The sequence below is a fragment of the Mycobacterium sp. NPDC048908 genome (genome assembly GCF_043197955.1).
In the GTDB taxonomy this organism is placed as follows: Bacteria; Actinomycetota; Actinomycetes; order Mycobacteriales; family Mycobacteriaceae; genus Mycobacterium.
In genome coordinates, this window is the sequence record NZ_JBICUE010000008.1 from 117,225 (window position 1) to 130,649 (window position 13,425).

The window sequence follows — 13,425 nt, forward strand, 5'->3', positions numbered from 1 at the left end:
GTGCAGCCTATCGGCACAATGAGGCCATGACGCGCATGGGAGATCTCCTTGGACCCGATCCGGTACTGCTACCTGGCGATCCCGCGGCGGAGGCCGAACTGGCCGCCGCCGAGAATCCGGCGATCGTGGCGGCCGCGCATCCGTCCGCGTCGGTGGCGTGGGCCGCGCTCGCTGAAGACGCGCTCGCCGACGACAAGGCCGTCACCGCCTACGCGTATGCCCGCACCGGGTATCACCGCGGCCTGGATCAGTTGCGCCGCAACGGATGGAAGGGTTTCGGCCCGGTGCCCTATCGCCACGAGCCCAACCGCGGGTTCCTGAGGTGTGTGGCCGCGCTGGCGCGGGCGGCCGAGTCGATCGGCGAGACCGACGAATATCAGCGCTGCCTCGATCTGCTCGACGACTGCGATCCCGAGGCGCGGACCGCACTCGGGCTGTGACTACCGCTCGGCTTCGCATTCGCAGTCGGCCGCCGATTCGGGCGGTTCGACCTGGACGGTCGCGTGGTCCAGCCCGCGCGCGCTGAGCACCGCGCGGGCCGCGTCGAGCACCAGCGCCGAATCCCGGCTGCTGGTCAGGTGGGCGGTGACCATGTCCTTGCCCGGCACCAACGTCCACACGTGCAGGTCGTGCACCTCGGTCACGCCCTCGACCGCGCACAGCGCGCTACGCAGTTCGTCGACGTCGATGTGGACAGGCGATGACTCGGACAGGATCCGCAGCGCGGCCCGCGCCAGTGAGATCGCGCGGGGCAGCACCCACAACGCGACGAGCACGGCCACGACCACGTCGGCGTACGGCCAGCCTGTCGTGACCGTGACGATGCCCGCGATCAGCACGCCGACGCTGCCGACGGTGTCGGCCACCACCTCCATGTAGGCGCCCTTGACGGCGAGGCTGTCCCTGGAGTGCGACCGCAGCAGCAGCACGACGGCCCCGTTGGCCACCAGCCCGGCCAGCGCGACGACGATCATCGGCACGCCGGGGATGTCGGGCGCGTCGCCAAGCCGGTCGACAGCCTCGAACAGGATGAATCCGGCAACGCCGAGCAACAGCACCGCGTTGGCGACGGCGGTGAACACCTCGGCGCGGTGCCAGCCGTACGTGCGGGCAGGCGACGCGCTGCCGTGGCGGGCCAGAAGCACCGCGGTCAGCCCCATGAACATCGCGACAAGGTCGGTCAGCATGTGGCCGGCGTCGGAGAGCAGGGCCAGTGAATTGATCACCAGCGCGGTCGTCAGTTCGAGGGCGAAAAAGGCGGTCAGAATCCCGGCGGCGATGACCATCCTGCTGACACGGGCATCCGTGTGGCTGTGGTCATGTCCGGCGCCCATGCCAGCAATCTATGCGCAAACACGCATATGTCGCAAGAAGTGTCTCCGCGAGCAGACGTAAAACTGCCCTAAAACGCCCAAAAATGGGCCCGCGAGAAGAGGTGCCGTCAGAACCAGGCCGACCAGAACCGGGTCAGGTCCATGCCCCAGCCGATCAGCCCCTGCGGCACCCCGGAGGCGTCGAAGAACCACAGCACGATCCCGAAGAACCAACGGTTGACCTGAGGGGTGAACAGCAACAGCAGCAGCACGAAGAACGCCCAGCCCTTCGCCGGTTCCAGCATGCGCTGGGTCTGCGGGCTCAGATGCGGCTCCAACGCGCTGTAGCCGTCAAGCCCGGGGACCGGAAGGATGTTCAACACGAACGCGGTCACCTGCAGGAAACCCTGGAAGGCCATGCCCGCCCAGAACACCAGATGGTCGGGATCCCACATCAACCGCGTCACCACGAGGACCACGATCGCGAACACCAGGTTGGTCGCCGGACCGGCCAGGCTGACCAGGGTCTTCTGCCGCGTGGTCATCCATGACGTGCGCACGTACACCGCGCCGCCGGGCAGGCCGATGCCGCCGAGCGCGATGAACACCGCGGGCAGTCCGAGCGACAACAGCGGATGCGAGTACTTCAGCGGGTTCAGCGTCAGGTAGCCGCGCGCCTCGACATCGCGATCGCCGAAGCGCCACGCGGTGTAGGCATGGGCGAACTCGTGCACGCACAGCGTCACCAAAAAGCCCGCGATCACGAAGATGAACACGCCGACGTACGCCAGCGGACGCCGGACGTCGGCGGCCAGCCAGGCCAGCACCGCGCCCCCGATCGCGAGCGCCACGATGGCCAGGAAGATCGGGCTTGGCCGCACCGATTGGTGCAGCGGGCGAATGGTCACGTCACGAAGCTACCGTCGAAATTTGCGCTGAGGGTCGTGGAAAGGCGGGAATCACAGCCGTAGGCGCAATAACGCGAGCGCGCTAGACGGACTTGAGCAGTCGTCGCACCTCCGCAACTCCTGACACCGCGGTTTCATGATCGTCGGCGCACGCGATCACGTTGAACACCGAGCAACCTGCCTCGACGTACGCGGCAAGGAATTCGGCGACGTCCGCCGGGGTGCCGTACGGCGAATAGCGTTCGAATGGCTCGAACGGCATCTGATAGAAGGTCTGCATTCCGATCGCGAGTGGGTCTCGCGCGTCCCGCTTGTTCGCGCCGAAACCGCACCACACGTTGAGCGCGTGCTCGAAGCCGTTCGGATCCCTGCCCGCGTGCACCGCATGCGCGGCGACCTGGTCGACCACCGAGCGGTACCGCTGCGGGGAGACCCAGATCCCCAGCCAGCCGTCGCCGTACCGCCCCGCGCGGCGCACCGCGGCCTCCGACCGGCCCCCGATCGTGATCGGGATCTGCGATGGGGGCGCGGGGGCGATCTGCGCGTCGCGCACACGAAAGAACTCACCGTCGAAGCTGACCGGCTTGCCGTCGGACAGCGCGCGCAACAATTCCAGCGACTCGTCCATCCTGCGACCGCGAGCGCTCGGGTCGACCCCGCAGACCTCGTACTCGTGCGGGTCCTCGCCGCCGATCCCGACGCCGAATGTCAGCCTGCCGGGCGCGTGCTCGGCCAGGCTGGCCAGTTGGCGTGCGACCAGCACCGGATGGCGCAGCGGGAGCAGATACAGCGCGATGTAGCAGGGCAGGCCGGGGTAGCGGGTCAGCACCGCGGCGGCGTCGATCAGTGCGTCCGCGCCCGCGCCGACGAGGAAGCTGACGTGGTCGTTGACGCACACGTGGTCGACGCCGGCCGAGGCGATCCTGGCCAGCATGAACTCGCGCTGCTCGGCAGGCGCCGCGAACTGCCCGACCGGGGCGAAAACGCCGACTCGAAGATCTGTCATGCGCCAACACTGCTGCCGCGGCCTTCGGCAGGTGTTGGAAGGATGTGAAATGCCCAGGTCAACAGACCCGCAGCCAGCTCTGGGTGTGCCGGTAGAACGTCGACCGCCGGACGGGCCGCGGGGCGGGCACGCCGTCGCGCACCACCAGCGCACCTTCGGTGCCGAGTTGGGCGGCGCGACCGCTGACCCATCGACGCCTGCCCGTGCCGATGACGGCCGCCCGCAGGCCGGGCTGCGCCCGCGTCGGCTCGATCCGCACACCGATGACGTCGCCGTCGAACAGCACGGTGTCGTCGACGACGGCTTCTCCGTGTAGGGGTTTCCCGGCTGGATCACCGCGCCACTCGGCGGCGCCGACGATCACAGTGCCGGACTCGTCGCGGATCAGCGGAAACCGGTGCACAGGGCCGGTTCGCGCTCGGCGGGCATGCCACCGCCGGCGGGCCTGTCCCACCTCGACGTCGAGCCGGTCGGCCTTCAGTAGCCGGGTCAGCACCGCCGCGACGTCGGCGTCCGATCCCACGACGATCACCCTGCGGCAGTCGGCAACGTCGTCGATGCCGACCACGGGAAGATCGCGTAGCCCGCGGGGCACGCGCGCCCCCTCGGACATCAGCAGCACGACATCGCGGGTGGTCAACGCCGCTCCTTGCCTTCCGCTGGGATAAGGTGTGTCACCGGCTGCCACAGTTTTGAGGCAGATAGAGCGGGAGACTATGCCATGCCGGCAATCGTGCTCATCGGCGCCCAGTGGGGGGACGAGGGCAAAGGAAAGGCGACCGATCTGCTCGGTGGCCGCGTTCAATGGGTGGTTCGTTACCAGGGTGGCAACAACGCGGGCCACACCGTGGTGCTGCCGACGGGCGAGAACTTCGCCCTTCATCTGATTCCGTCGGGGATCCTCACGCCGGGCGTCACGAACGTCATCGGCAACGGGGTGGTCGTCGATCCGGGTGTGCTGCTCAACGAATTGAAGGGCCTCGAGGACCGCGGCGTCGACACCGAGCGGTTGTTGATCTCGGCCGACGCGCACCTTCTGATGCCGTACCACGTGGCGATCGACAAGGTCGTCGAGCGGTACGCGGGCAGCAAGAAGATCGGCACCACCGGTCGCGGCATCGGCCCGTGCTACCAAGACAAGATCGCGCGCATCGGCATTCGCGTCGCCGACGTGCTCGACGAGGCGCAGCTTGCCGAAAAGATCGAAGCCGCACTGGAATTCAAGAATCAAGTGCTGGTCAAGATCTACAACCGCAAGGCGCTCGAGGCCACCGAGGTGGTCGACAACCTGCTGGCGCAGGCCGAGGGGTTCAAGCACCGCATCGCCGACGCCCGCTACCTGCTCAACACCGCGCTCGAAAGGGACGAGACGGTGCTGCTGGAAGGATCGCAGGGCACGCTGCTCGACGTCGACCACGGCACGTATCCCTTTGTCACATCGTCGAATCCGACGGCGGGCGGGGCCGCGGTGGGTTCGGGCATCGGTCCGACGCGCATCACGACGGTGCTGGGCATCCTGAAGGCGTACACCACCCGGGTGGGTTCCGGTCCGTTCCCGACGGAGTTGTTCGACGAAAAGGGCGAGTACCTGTCGAAGACAGGCGGCGAGTTCGGCGTCACGACGGGGCGCCGTCGCCGCTGCGGATGGTTCGACGCCGTGATCGCGCGCTACGCCACCCGGGTCAACGGCATCACCGACTACTTCCTCACCAAGCTTGACGTGCTGTCCAGCCTGGAGAAGGTGCCGATCTGCGTCGGCTACACCGTGGACGGCAAGCGCACCGACGAGATGCCGATGACACAGAGCGACATCGGCCGCGCCGAGCCGGTATACGAAGAACTGCCGGGCTGGTGGGAAGACATCTCCACCGCCCGGGAATTCGACGACCTGCCCGCCAAGGCCCGCGACTACGTGTTGCGGCTGGAAGAGCTTGCCGGGGCGCATGTTTCGTGCATTGGTGTCGGGCCGGGACGCGATCAGACCATCGTGCGGCGTGACATCCTGGCGGCGCGGTGATGAGCGCTTGCGCGAAGAGCAGACAACTGTGAGCGACGATCCGCATCTCGTCGATCCCGATTACGACAAGCATGGCGGGTTCCCGAATTTCGAGGCGGCCGACCCCGGTCCTGGTTTCGGGCGGTTTCTCGCCGCGATGCGCAGGACGCAGGACTTGGCGGTGTCGGCGGACCCCGACAGCGACACGTGGGAGTTGGCCGCCGACCGCGCCGAGGAACTCGTGAAGCTGCTCGGTCCGTTCGAGGCGCCCGAGGGTGTCGGGCCGGCCAACCGGGTGCCGTCGCTGCCCGGCGCGGGCAGCCTGCTGATGCCTCCGTACCGGGTGACGAAGTTCGAACCCGACGGCGTCGAGTTGAGCGTGCAGTTCAGCAGGTTCTCGGTCGGCGGTAACTACGCTGTGCACGGCGGTGTGCTGCCGCTGCTGTTCGATTCGGTGTTCGGCATGGTGATCCACGCGGCGGGGCGGCCGATCAGCCGCACCGCCTTCCTGCACGTCGACTACCGCAAGGTGACACCGATCGACATACCGCTGACTGCACGCGGGTGGGTGCGCGAAACCGAGGGCCGCAAGGCGTTCGTCAACGCGGCGCTGTACGACCCCAGCGACCCTGAAGAAAATCTGCTCGCCGAGGCGAACGGGCTGATGATCCGACTGCTCCCGGGCCAGCCATGACTTCGCCCGGCGTGCGCAGGCTTTCCACTCCGCGGGCGGCGGCAGTCGCCGGTGTGTTGTTCGCGGTGCTGTTCGGCACCTCGCTGGTGCTCATCCGGTTGGCGCTGCCCGAGGGCGAACAGCCTGGCGCACAGTGGCTGCACACAGGCAGCACGAAGCTCGAGATCGCCGCGACAATCATGCCGTTCGCGGCCATCGCGTTCTTGTGGTTCATGGGTGTGGTGCGCGATGGGCTTGGCCGGTACGAGGACAAGTTCTTCTCGACGGTACTCATCGGCAGTGGGTTGTTGTTCATTGCGATGATGTTCGTCGCGGCAGGAGTGGGCGCGGGCCTGGAGCGCAGCCACGCGGCGCAGCACCCGGATGTCGCGACCTTCGGGCAGATGATGTTGTTGACGGTGACGAAGACCTACGCGCTGCGGATGGCGGCGGTGTTCATGATCTCGCTGGCCACCATCTGGCTCAAGACCGGGCTGATGCCGCGCTGGCTGGTTGTCGTGAGTTACCTTGCCGCCGTTGGGCTTTTGGTCGCCAGCGACGTCACCATGTGGCTGGTGCTGGCGTTCCCGGTGTGGGTGCTGGTGGTCAGCCTGCTGCTCTTGGTGCGCGCCGGCGTCATCGGCCTGGACGGCGACAACTAGTCGGCCACGCCTTGAGGGCCGGCACTTCTTGACGACCGGCCGCGAAATGCACGTTTTGTACGTCCGCACTCGCACTTTGGGTACAAAACGTGCATTTCGCGAATACGGCCGCGTGGCGGTTACTCGGCGATGCGTAAAGCCTGTGAGGGGCAAAGCCTTACCGCCTCGCGCACGTGGCCGTCTTCAGCGTCGGGCACCTCGTCGACCATGACCATCACGATGCCGTCGTCGTCCTGATCGAACACGGCGCTCGCGGCCATCACACAGTTTCCGGCGCTGATGCACACTGCCCTGTCCGCGAGCACCCTCACCACTGCACCTCCAAAGACTTCAGACCGTAGATGAAGTGAAACGAGCGGAACGGCACGTCGGAGAAGTCCTCGGCCAGGGTCAGTGTCGGGAAGCGCCTGAGCAACGCGGGAAATGCGATCCGCATCTCCATGCGCGCCAGCGGTGCCCCCAGGCAGTGGTGCACGCCGTGGCCGAACGCCAGATGCCCTGGCGCGCCGCGGGCGATGTCGAGCACCTCCGGTGCATCGATGAAGTCCGGATCGCGGTTGCCCGACGGCAGCGACACGAACACCAACTCCCCCTCGGGGATGGGCACACCCGCTATCTCGACGTCGGTGGTGGTGATCCTCGGGATCGCGCTGTGCAGGATCGACAACCAGCGCAGCAGTTCCTCGACCGCGGGTCCAACGGCATCGGGGTCGTCGCGGACGGCGGCCAATTGCTTGGGGTGCCGCAGCAGCGCCAGCGTGCCGAGGCCCAGCATGTTCGAGGTGGTCTCGTGCCCGGCGATCAGCAACAGGCTTGCGATGCCGGTCAGTTCGGCATCGGTCAACGCGTCGCCGTGTTCACGCACCAGCATGCCGAGGATGTCGTCACCGGGCGCGCGTCGCGCCCTTGCGACCAACGACCCCATGTACTCGCGACCCCGTCGCACCAGATCGAGGCGCTCGGCGACGGGAATCGAGAGATCCAACTGGCGCGCGGTGCGGTGCTGGAAGTCCTCGCGGTCTTCGTAGGGCACGCCGAGCAGCTCACAGATCACCAGAGAGGGGATGGGCAACGCGAAGTTGGCCACCAAATCCGTTGGGGGTCCGGCTTTCTCCATCGAGTCGAGCTGCGCTTCGACGATCTCGATGATGCGCGGTTCCAGCCGCTTCATTCGCCGGATGGTGAACTCGGAGGTGAGCATGCGTCGCAGCCGCTGATGTTCGGGCGGGTCGAGGCCTAGCAGGTTGCCCGCCCGTGAGGTGGCCTGCTCCTCGTCCGAGACCGGTGGCGCGCTGGGGATCACGAAACCCGGCGGTCGACCGTTGGAGAATCGCTCGTGATCCGACAGCACCGCCTTGATGTCCTCGTGTCGGGTGACGAGATAGACCGTCATGCCGAACGAGTTGGTGGCCGCGCGAACGCCGGTGCTCTCGCGGATCTCCCGCAGTGCGGGTGTCGGATCGAAGCCGATCCGCCGCATGTGCAGGGGCGGCAGTTCGGGAGCCTCGCCGTCGCGGAGCGCGGAATCGGAGGAAGCCATGTAACGACGCTACCCGCCGGCGACAAACTCCTCGATCAGCTTGTTGACGGCGGCCGGGTCCTCCATCGCGGCCAGGTGTGCCACCCCGTCCAGCACCTCGGCCGTCGCGCCTGGGATCGCCTCGGCCATCGCCGTTGTCTCGTGCACGGGAAACGTCGCATCCTCGGCGCCCGCGACCACGAGCACGGGCGTCTTCACCTTTCCCAGCAGTGCGCGCTGATCCGGTCGCAACGGCACCACGCTGCGAACCGCCCAGCTACCCGACCGGAGGTCGACTCGCTGCACCGTTTCGCGCACGGACGCCACGACATCGGGACGGGTGCGAAACGTCGTCGGGCCGAGGAATGCCTTGAGTACCGAACCGGTCAGAGGCGGGCGGATGCCGCCGAGCAGGCCCCCCATCCCGAGCAGGAAGTTGTATTCGATCTTCTGCATGATGCCCGCGGGTGATGCCGTGCAATTCATCAGCACCGCGGTGCCGATGCGATCGGGATAGTTGGCTGCGAACGTGCCCCCGATCATGCCGCCCCAGGAATTTCCGACGAAATGTGTGCGCTTGATTCCCAGGTCGTCGAGGATGTCGGCGATACAGCGCGCACATTCATCGAAAGTGAATGTCGCCGTGAGCTTCTCGCTCTCGCCGAAGCCCGGCGGGTCGACGAGGATCACCTGATGGTCGGCTTCGAAGTGCTCGGCTTGGGCCACCCACATGCCGCCCGTCATCAGCAGACTGGGCCAGAACATCATCGGCTCACCGCTGCCGCTAGTGCGGACGTGCACCTTCCCCAGCACGGTGTCGACCTCGAGTGTCTCCATTCGTCGCACCGTAGTCCCTGCGCAGCGCAGGCCACCAGATGCGGGGCCCGATCAAAGTGAACAGCGCGGGAATGATCACCGTGCGAACGACGAACGTGTCCAGCAGGATGCCCAGTCCCACAATGATGCCGATCTGTGTCAGCACGATCAGCGGTAGCACACCGAGCACGCAGAACACCGCGGCGAGCACGATGCCTGCGCTGGTGATGACGGCGCCGGTCGCCGACACCGCGCGCACGATGCCACCGCGCGTGCCGTGTTCAGGCGTCTCCTCGCGCGCCCTGGTGATCAAGAAGATCGTGTAGTCCACGCCGAGCGCCACCAGGAACAGGAACGCGAACAGCGGCGCGGCGTTTGTCCAACGCCGGGAAGCCGAACACGTGCACGCTGGCCCAGCCGCCGAGACCCAGTGCCGCCAGCGCGCTCAACACGGTCACCGCGACCAGAACCAAGGGTGCCAACGCTGAGCGCAGCAGCACGTAGAGCACGATCAGGACCACCGCCAGGATCAGCGGGATGATCACCATCCTGTCCCGCGCCGCTGCGGCGCCGGCATCTCTGGCCTGGGCGTCGGACCCGCCGACCAGCACACCTGCGTCCACCGCGTGCGTCGACTCACGCAACGCGTCAATGGTTTTGAACGCCTCAGCGGATGCGGGCTCGGCGTCGACGACCGCCGACCACTGAGTCAGCCCGCCGGGCGCCTCGCCGGTCGACGTCGCGGACACGACTCCCGGTGTGTCGGTGATCGCTCGTTGGATGTCGGCCGCGCGCGCGGTCGGCCCGATGACACGGGTGGGGTCGGTCAGCCCGCTCGGGAAGTGCGCCGCCAGGGTCTGGTAGCCGCTGACCGATTCGGCCTTCACCCGGAACTGTTCGGTCTGCGACAGGCCCGTCGGCGTGGAAAGCAGACCGGTACACAACAGGGCGAGCGCCGCGATCGCCACCGTCGCGACGATGGCCGGTCTGCGGGCCACCCCATCGGCGATCCGGTGCCAGATGCCGTTTTCGGTAAGGGGATTGGCGCCGACATGCGGGACGAACGGCCAGAACAACCGCTTGCCGAACAACCCGAGCAGCGGGGGAAGCACCACCAATACGTAGACGGCTGCGACCACCAATCCTGCCGCCGCCTGCACACCCAGGCTGCGGGTGCTCGGCGATTCGGCGAACACCAAGGTGAGAAGGGCGAGTACCACGGTCGCATTGCTCGCGATGATCGCGGGGCCGGCCCGCCGTACCGCCACGGCAAGCGCCGCTCGGTGATCCCCGTTGCGCCCCAACTCTTCTCGATACCGTGAAATGAGCAGCAGCGCGTAGTTCGTTCCCGCTCCGAACACCAGCACGCTGGTGATGCCCGACGTCGAACCGTCTGGTTCCATGCCCACCGCGTCGGCGATCCCGCTGCCCACCACCGCCGCGACGCGGTCGGCGAAGCCGATCACCGCAAGCGGCACCAGCCACAGCACCGGTGAGCGGTAGGTGACGATCAGCAGCAGTGCCACCACGGCCCCCGTCACCGCCAGCAGCGTGACGTTGGCGCCGGAGAACGAATTCGCGATGTCGGCGCCGAACGCGGGACCACCGGTGACCTCGACCCGCAGATCGGCGGGCAGATCGCGAGACACATTGGCGCGCAACGACTCCACCGCGTCGTTGAGTGCGAACCCGGACAGCGCGGCGTCCATCGGAATGGCGGTCAGCGCCGCGCGGCCGTCCTGGGACACCTGCAGCGGACCTTGCCGCACCGCTGCCAGGTCGGCCTCGCGCAGCGGTTCACCGTCGCGACGGGTGACGACGACGATCGCAGGCGCCTTGTCACCGCCGGGGAACTGAGCGCGCAACGCGTCGGCACGTGTCGATTCAGCGTTGGCGGGTACCGGGACCGGTGATTGTTGATTCGAATCGCCCCCGCCGAACAGGCCTATCAAGATCCCGGACGCCAGCACGACGAGAACCGCCCATATCCAGGACGAGCGGTTCGACACGGACATGAGCCCAATATTTCAGGAACTTAATAATTAAGCAAATTAAATGCATCGGGCTATGCTGGGGCAATGTCGAAGGCCGCGCGCAGTGCCATGGAACTGGTGATCGCCGCCGACGTGCGGGCGATGACAGCCGAGTCGGATCAGATCGGCAGGCACTTCGCGGGTCGACATCAGGTGGCCGCCAACGACTTCCGGGCGCTGCTGCACATCATGGTGGCCGAAAACTCCGGTATGCCGTTGACCGCGGGCGAGCTTCGGCAGCAGATGGGGGTCTCGGGTGCGGCTATCACGTACCTGGTGGAGCGGATGATCGCGTCAGGTCATGTCCGCCGCGAGTCCGATCCGAATGACAGGCGCAAGGTGATCCTGCGGGTGGCCGACCACGGCACGGAGGTCGCCCTCGGCTTCTTCACGCCGCTCGCCGAGCACACCCGGCGAGCACTGGCCGACATCCCCGACGCTGATCTCGAGGCGGCGCATCGCACGTTCACCGCGGTGATCACCGCGATGCGGGCGTTCCGCGGCGAACTCGACGCTAGCCCCGGTTGAGCGTTGCCTCCTCGAGGTCCAGTCCGCGCAGCGCTTCACGCAGCACTTCGTCGTCGATGTGCCCGCTGTCGCGTTCGGCGATGAACGTCGCGCGTTCGGCCGCCAGCATCTCCAACCGCAGTCGCCGGAACGCCGCCGCCGGGCTCTCCCCGATCTGACCGGCGTCGCGGCCCAGCCGCTCCCATGCCGAGTTGCGTCTGCGAGTGTTCCAGCTGCGCAACACTTCTGCGGCCCGCTGGTGGACATCGCCGACCTGCTCCTCGGCCAACAACTGGTCGAGCCGCTCCTCGGCCGCGCGTGCCGCCTTGTCCTGCGCCCCCGCGGTGGCGATCGCGTCGGCGCGGGCGTCGTCACCCTGTACGCCGAGACGGCGGATCAGCCACGGCAGCGTGAGGCCGTGCAACAGCAGGGTGCCGATCACGACGACGAACGTCAGGAACACCAGTTGCGGCCTGCCGGGGAACGGCGCACCCGACAGCGTCGTCAGCGGTACACCGAACGCGGCGGCCAGCGACACCACCCCGCGCATGCCCGCCCACGCGACAATGAACACCTCCGCGGGCGTCGGCGCTGCCTCGTGCGCGCGCATGCGGGGCGACAACGCACGAGGCAGATACGCGAAGACGAACACCCACACGATCCTGACCACGATCACCGTCGCCAGCACCGCGGCCGACGAGATCGCGATGACCGACGCCCTGGTGCCTTCGAGTTCGCCGACCACGGTGGGCAACTGCAGGCCGATCAACAGGAACGCGAACGATTCGAGGATCAGCGTCAGCGCCTTCCATACCGCATTGTCCTGAAGCCGGGTGGCATAGCCGGCCAGTGTGGACTTCTGGCCCAGCATCAATGCTGCGACCACGACCGCGAGCACACCCGAACCGTGAATCTCCTCGGCGGTCAAATAGATGACGAACGGCGCCACCAGCCCGATGGCGCTTTCCACCAAGGGGTCGTCGAGCCGCCACCGCACGAACGAGGTGATCGCCCCCAACGCCAGCCCGACCACGACGCCGCCCGCTGCCGCCACCGCGAACGTCGTGAGTCCGCCGGTCCACGTCGCCGCCGTGCCGATTGCCGCCGCCAACGACACCCTGTACGCGGTCAGCGCGGTCGCGTCGTTGAGCAGGCTCTCGCCGCCGAGCAGCGTCATCACCCGGCGCGGCAGACCGAGTCTGCGGCCGACCGCGGTGGCAGACACCGCGTCGGGCGGAGCCACGATGGCGCCAAGGGTCAACGCGGCAGCCACCGTCAACTCGGGCACGACGTGGTAGGCCACGAAGCCCACCGCGATGGTCGTCGCGAGCGGCAACCCGACGGCGAGTAGCCCGATCGACCGGATGTTGCGGCGCAGCGCGACGTAGCTGCTCTCCAGCCCGGCCGACCACAGTAGCGGCGGCAGCAGCACGTAGAGCACCAGTTCGGGATCCAGCTCGATCTGCTTGAACCCGGGAATCAGGCCGGCCAGCAGACCGGCCATGACCAGCGCCAGCGGCGCGGACAGGTCGTAACGCCTGGCCACCGCCGCCAGCAGGACCGATACCACGAGGACCGCCAGCAGTGAGGCACCCATTGCGAGGAACCTCCCCTTCCGCTCGATGTTGCCGCCGGTGCGGCTTTGTACTCTTGGTCAGCATGCTGAGGAGATCACGCCGGAGCGACGTCGGCTCGACGACGGTCCCCGATACATGCGAGCACCTCGCCCAGACCGGGCAATCACCCATCGAACCGCTCAGTCCCGGCAAATGCCAGGACTGCGAACAGCTCGGTGAGAGTACGTGGGCGCACCTGCGCATGTGCCTGACATGCGGCCACGTCGGCTGCTGTGACTCGAGCCCACACCAGCATGCGAGCGAACATTTTCGCACCACCAGCCATCCGGTGATGCGCTCGGCCGAGCCGGGCGAGGACTGGCGGTGGTGCTACATCGACGTCCGACTCGGCTGAGCATCTGGCAGGCTGGACGCG

14 protein-coding genes and 1 pseudogene are annotated in these 13,425 nt (G+C 67.3%); 6 read left to right on the plus strand and 9 right to left on the minus strand.

Annotated elements, in window-relative coordinates; genetic code table 11:
• The first annotated feature begins 26 nt into the window (after window positions 1-26).
• Window positions 27-440, plus strand: a complete 414-nt coding sequence (locus tag ACGFK1_RS21055; RefSeq protein WP_393433548.1) for a DUF3151 domain-containing protein — start codon at window positions 27-29, stop codon at window positions 438-440.
• On the opposite strand, the gene ACGFK1_RS21060 is transcribed toward ACGFK1_RS21055, so the two are convergent.
• The 4 genes from ACGFK1_RS21060 to ACGFK1_RS21075 all read right to left on the minus strand — a co-directional run bounded on the left by ACGFK1_RS21060 (window position 441) and on the right by ACGFK1_RS21075 (window position 3,840).
• Window positions 441-1,334, minus strand: coding sequence for a cation diffusion facilitator family transporter (locus ACGFK1_RS21060; protein WP_393433551.1), 894 nt, complete (start codon window positions 1,332-1,334; stop codon window positions 441-443).
• Between the two features lie 107 nt (window positions 1,335-1,441).
• Window positions 1,442-2,221 (minus strand): site-2 protease family protein, encoded by a 780-nt coding sequence (locus tag ACGFK1_RS21065; RefSeq protein ID WP_393433554.1) that lies wholly within the window; start codon window positions 2,219-2,221, stop codon window positions 1,442-1,444.
• A gap of 82 nt (window positions 2,222-2,303) precedes the next feature.
• On the minus strand, window positions 2,304-3,227 hold the full coding sequence (locus ACGFK1_RS21070) for an LLM class flavin-dependent oxidoreductase (protein ID WP_393433557.1): 924 nt from the start codon (window positions 3,225-3,227) through the stop codon (window positions 2,304-2,306).
• Window positions 3,228-3,285: 58 nt separating this feature from the next.
• Window positions 3,286-3,840, minus strand: a complete 555-nt coding sequence (locus ACGFK1_RS21075; protein WP_393434089.1) for a peptidase M50 — start codon at window positions 3,838-3,840, stop codon at window positions 3,286-3,288.
• A gap of 108 nt (window positions 3,841-3,948) precedes the next feature.
• Between ACGFK1_RS21075 and ACGFK1_RS21080 the strand changes: the two genes are divergently transcribed.
• From ACGFK1_RS21080 to ACGFK1_RS21090, 3 genes are read left to right on the plus strand one after another with little or no spacing between them, the layout of a single operon-like run.
• Entirely contained in the window at window positions 3,949-5,244 is a 1,296-nt protein-coding gene (locus tag ACGFK1_RS21080) for an adenylosuccinate synthase (protein WP_393433560.1), read from the plus strand.
• A gap of 28 nt (window positions 5,245-5,272) precedes the next feature.
• The gene (locus ACGFK1_RS21085) at window positions 5,273-5,917 is read left to right on the plus strand and encodes a PaaI family thioesterase (RefSeq protein ID WP_393433563.1); all 645 of its coding nucleotides are present in this window, start codon (window positions 5,273-5,275) and stop codon (window positions 5,915-5,917) included.
• On the plus strand, window positions 5,914-6,558 hold the full coding sequence (locus ACGFK1_RS21090) for a hypothetical protein (protein ID WP_393433566.1): 645 nt from the start codon (window positions 5,914-5,916) through the stop codon (window positions 6,556-6,558). Before ACGFK1_RS21085 ends, ACGFK1_RS21090 begins: the two co-directional genes overlap by 4 nt.
• A gap of 119 nt (window positions 6,559-6,677) precedes the next feature.
• Here ACGFK1_RS21090 and ACGFK1_RS21095 read toward each other — a convergent pair whose 3' ends face one another.
• The 4 genes and pseudogenes from ACGFK1_RS21095 to ACGFK1_RS21110 all read right to left on the minus strand — a co-directional run bounded on the left by ACGFK1_RS21095 (window position 6,678) and on the right by ACGFK1_RS21110 (window position 10,902).
• Window positions 6,678-6,869 (minus strand): ferredoxin, encoded by a 192-nt coding sequence (locus ACGFK1_RS21095; protein WP_393433569.1) that lies wholly within the window; start codon window positions 6,867-6,869, stop codon window positions 6,678-6,680.
• The gene (locus ACGFK1_RS21100) at window positions 6,866-8,098 is read right to left on the minus strand and encodes a cytochrome P450 (RefSeq protein ID WP_393433572.1); all 1,233 of its coding nucleotides are present in this window, start codon (window positions 8,096-8,098) and stop codon (window positions 6,866-6,868) included. The genes ACGFK1_RS21095 and ACGFK1_RS21100 overlap by 4 nt, the downstream gene beginning before the upstream one ends.
• A 9-nt stretch (window positions 8,099-8,107) precedes the next feature.
• Complete coding sequence (locus tag ACGFK1_RS21105; protein ID WP_393433575.1) at window positions 8,108-8,914, minus strand: alpha/beta fold hydrolase; 807 nt, start codon at window positions 8,912-8,914, stop codon at window positions 8,108-8,110.
• Window positions 8,862-10,902: pseudogene (locus ACGFK1_RS21110) on the minus strand (MMPL family transporter). Before ACGFK1_RS21110 ends, ACGFK1_RS21105 begins: the two are co-directional and overlap by 53 nt.
• A 69-nt stretch (window positions 10,903-10,971) precedes the next feature.
• Between ACGFK1_RS21110 and ACGFK1_RS21115 the strand changes: the two are divergent.
• Window positions 10,972-11,454 (plus strand): MarR family winged helix-turn-helix transcriptional regulator, encoded by a 483-nt coding sequence (locus tag ACGFK1_RS21115; RefSeq protein ID WP_393433577.1) that lies wholly within the window; start codon window positions 10,972-10,974, stop codon window positions 11,452-11,454.
• Here the strand turns inward: ACGFK1_RS21115 and ACGFK1_RS21120 are convergent.
• On the minus strand, window positions 11,441-13,030 hold the full coding sequence (locus tag ACGFK1_RS21120; protein ID WP_393433580.1) for a Na+/H+ antiporter: 1,590 nt from the start codon (window positions 13,028-13,030) through the stop codon (window positions 11,441-11,443). The genes ACGFK1_RS21115 and ACGFK1_RS21120 overlap by 14 nt on opposite strands.
• 62 nt (window positions 13,031-13,092) lie before the next feature.
• Here ACGFK1_RS21120 and ACGFK1_RS21125 point away from each other — a divergent pair, with 62 nt between their 5' ends.
• Window positions 13,093-13,404 (plus strand): UBP-type zinc finger domain-containing protein, encoded by a 312-nt coding sequence (locus tag ACGFK1_RS21125; protein WP_393433582.1) that lies wholly within the window; start codon window positions 13,093-13,095, stop codon window positions 13,402-13,404.
• Window positions 13,405-13,425 lie beyond the last annotated feature (21 nt).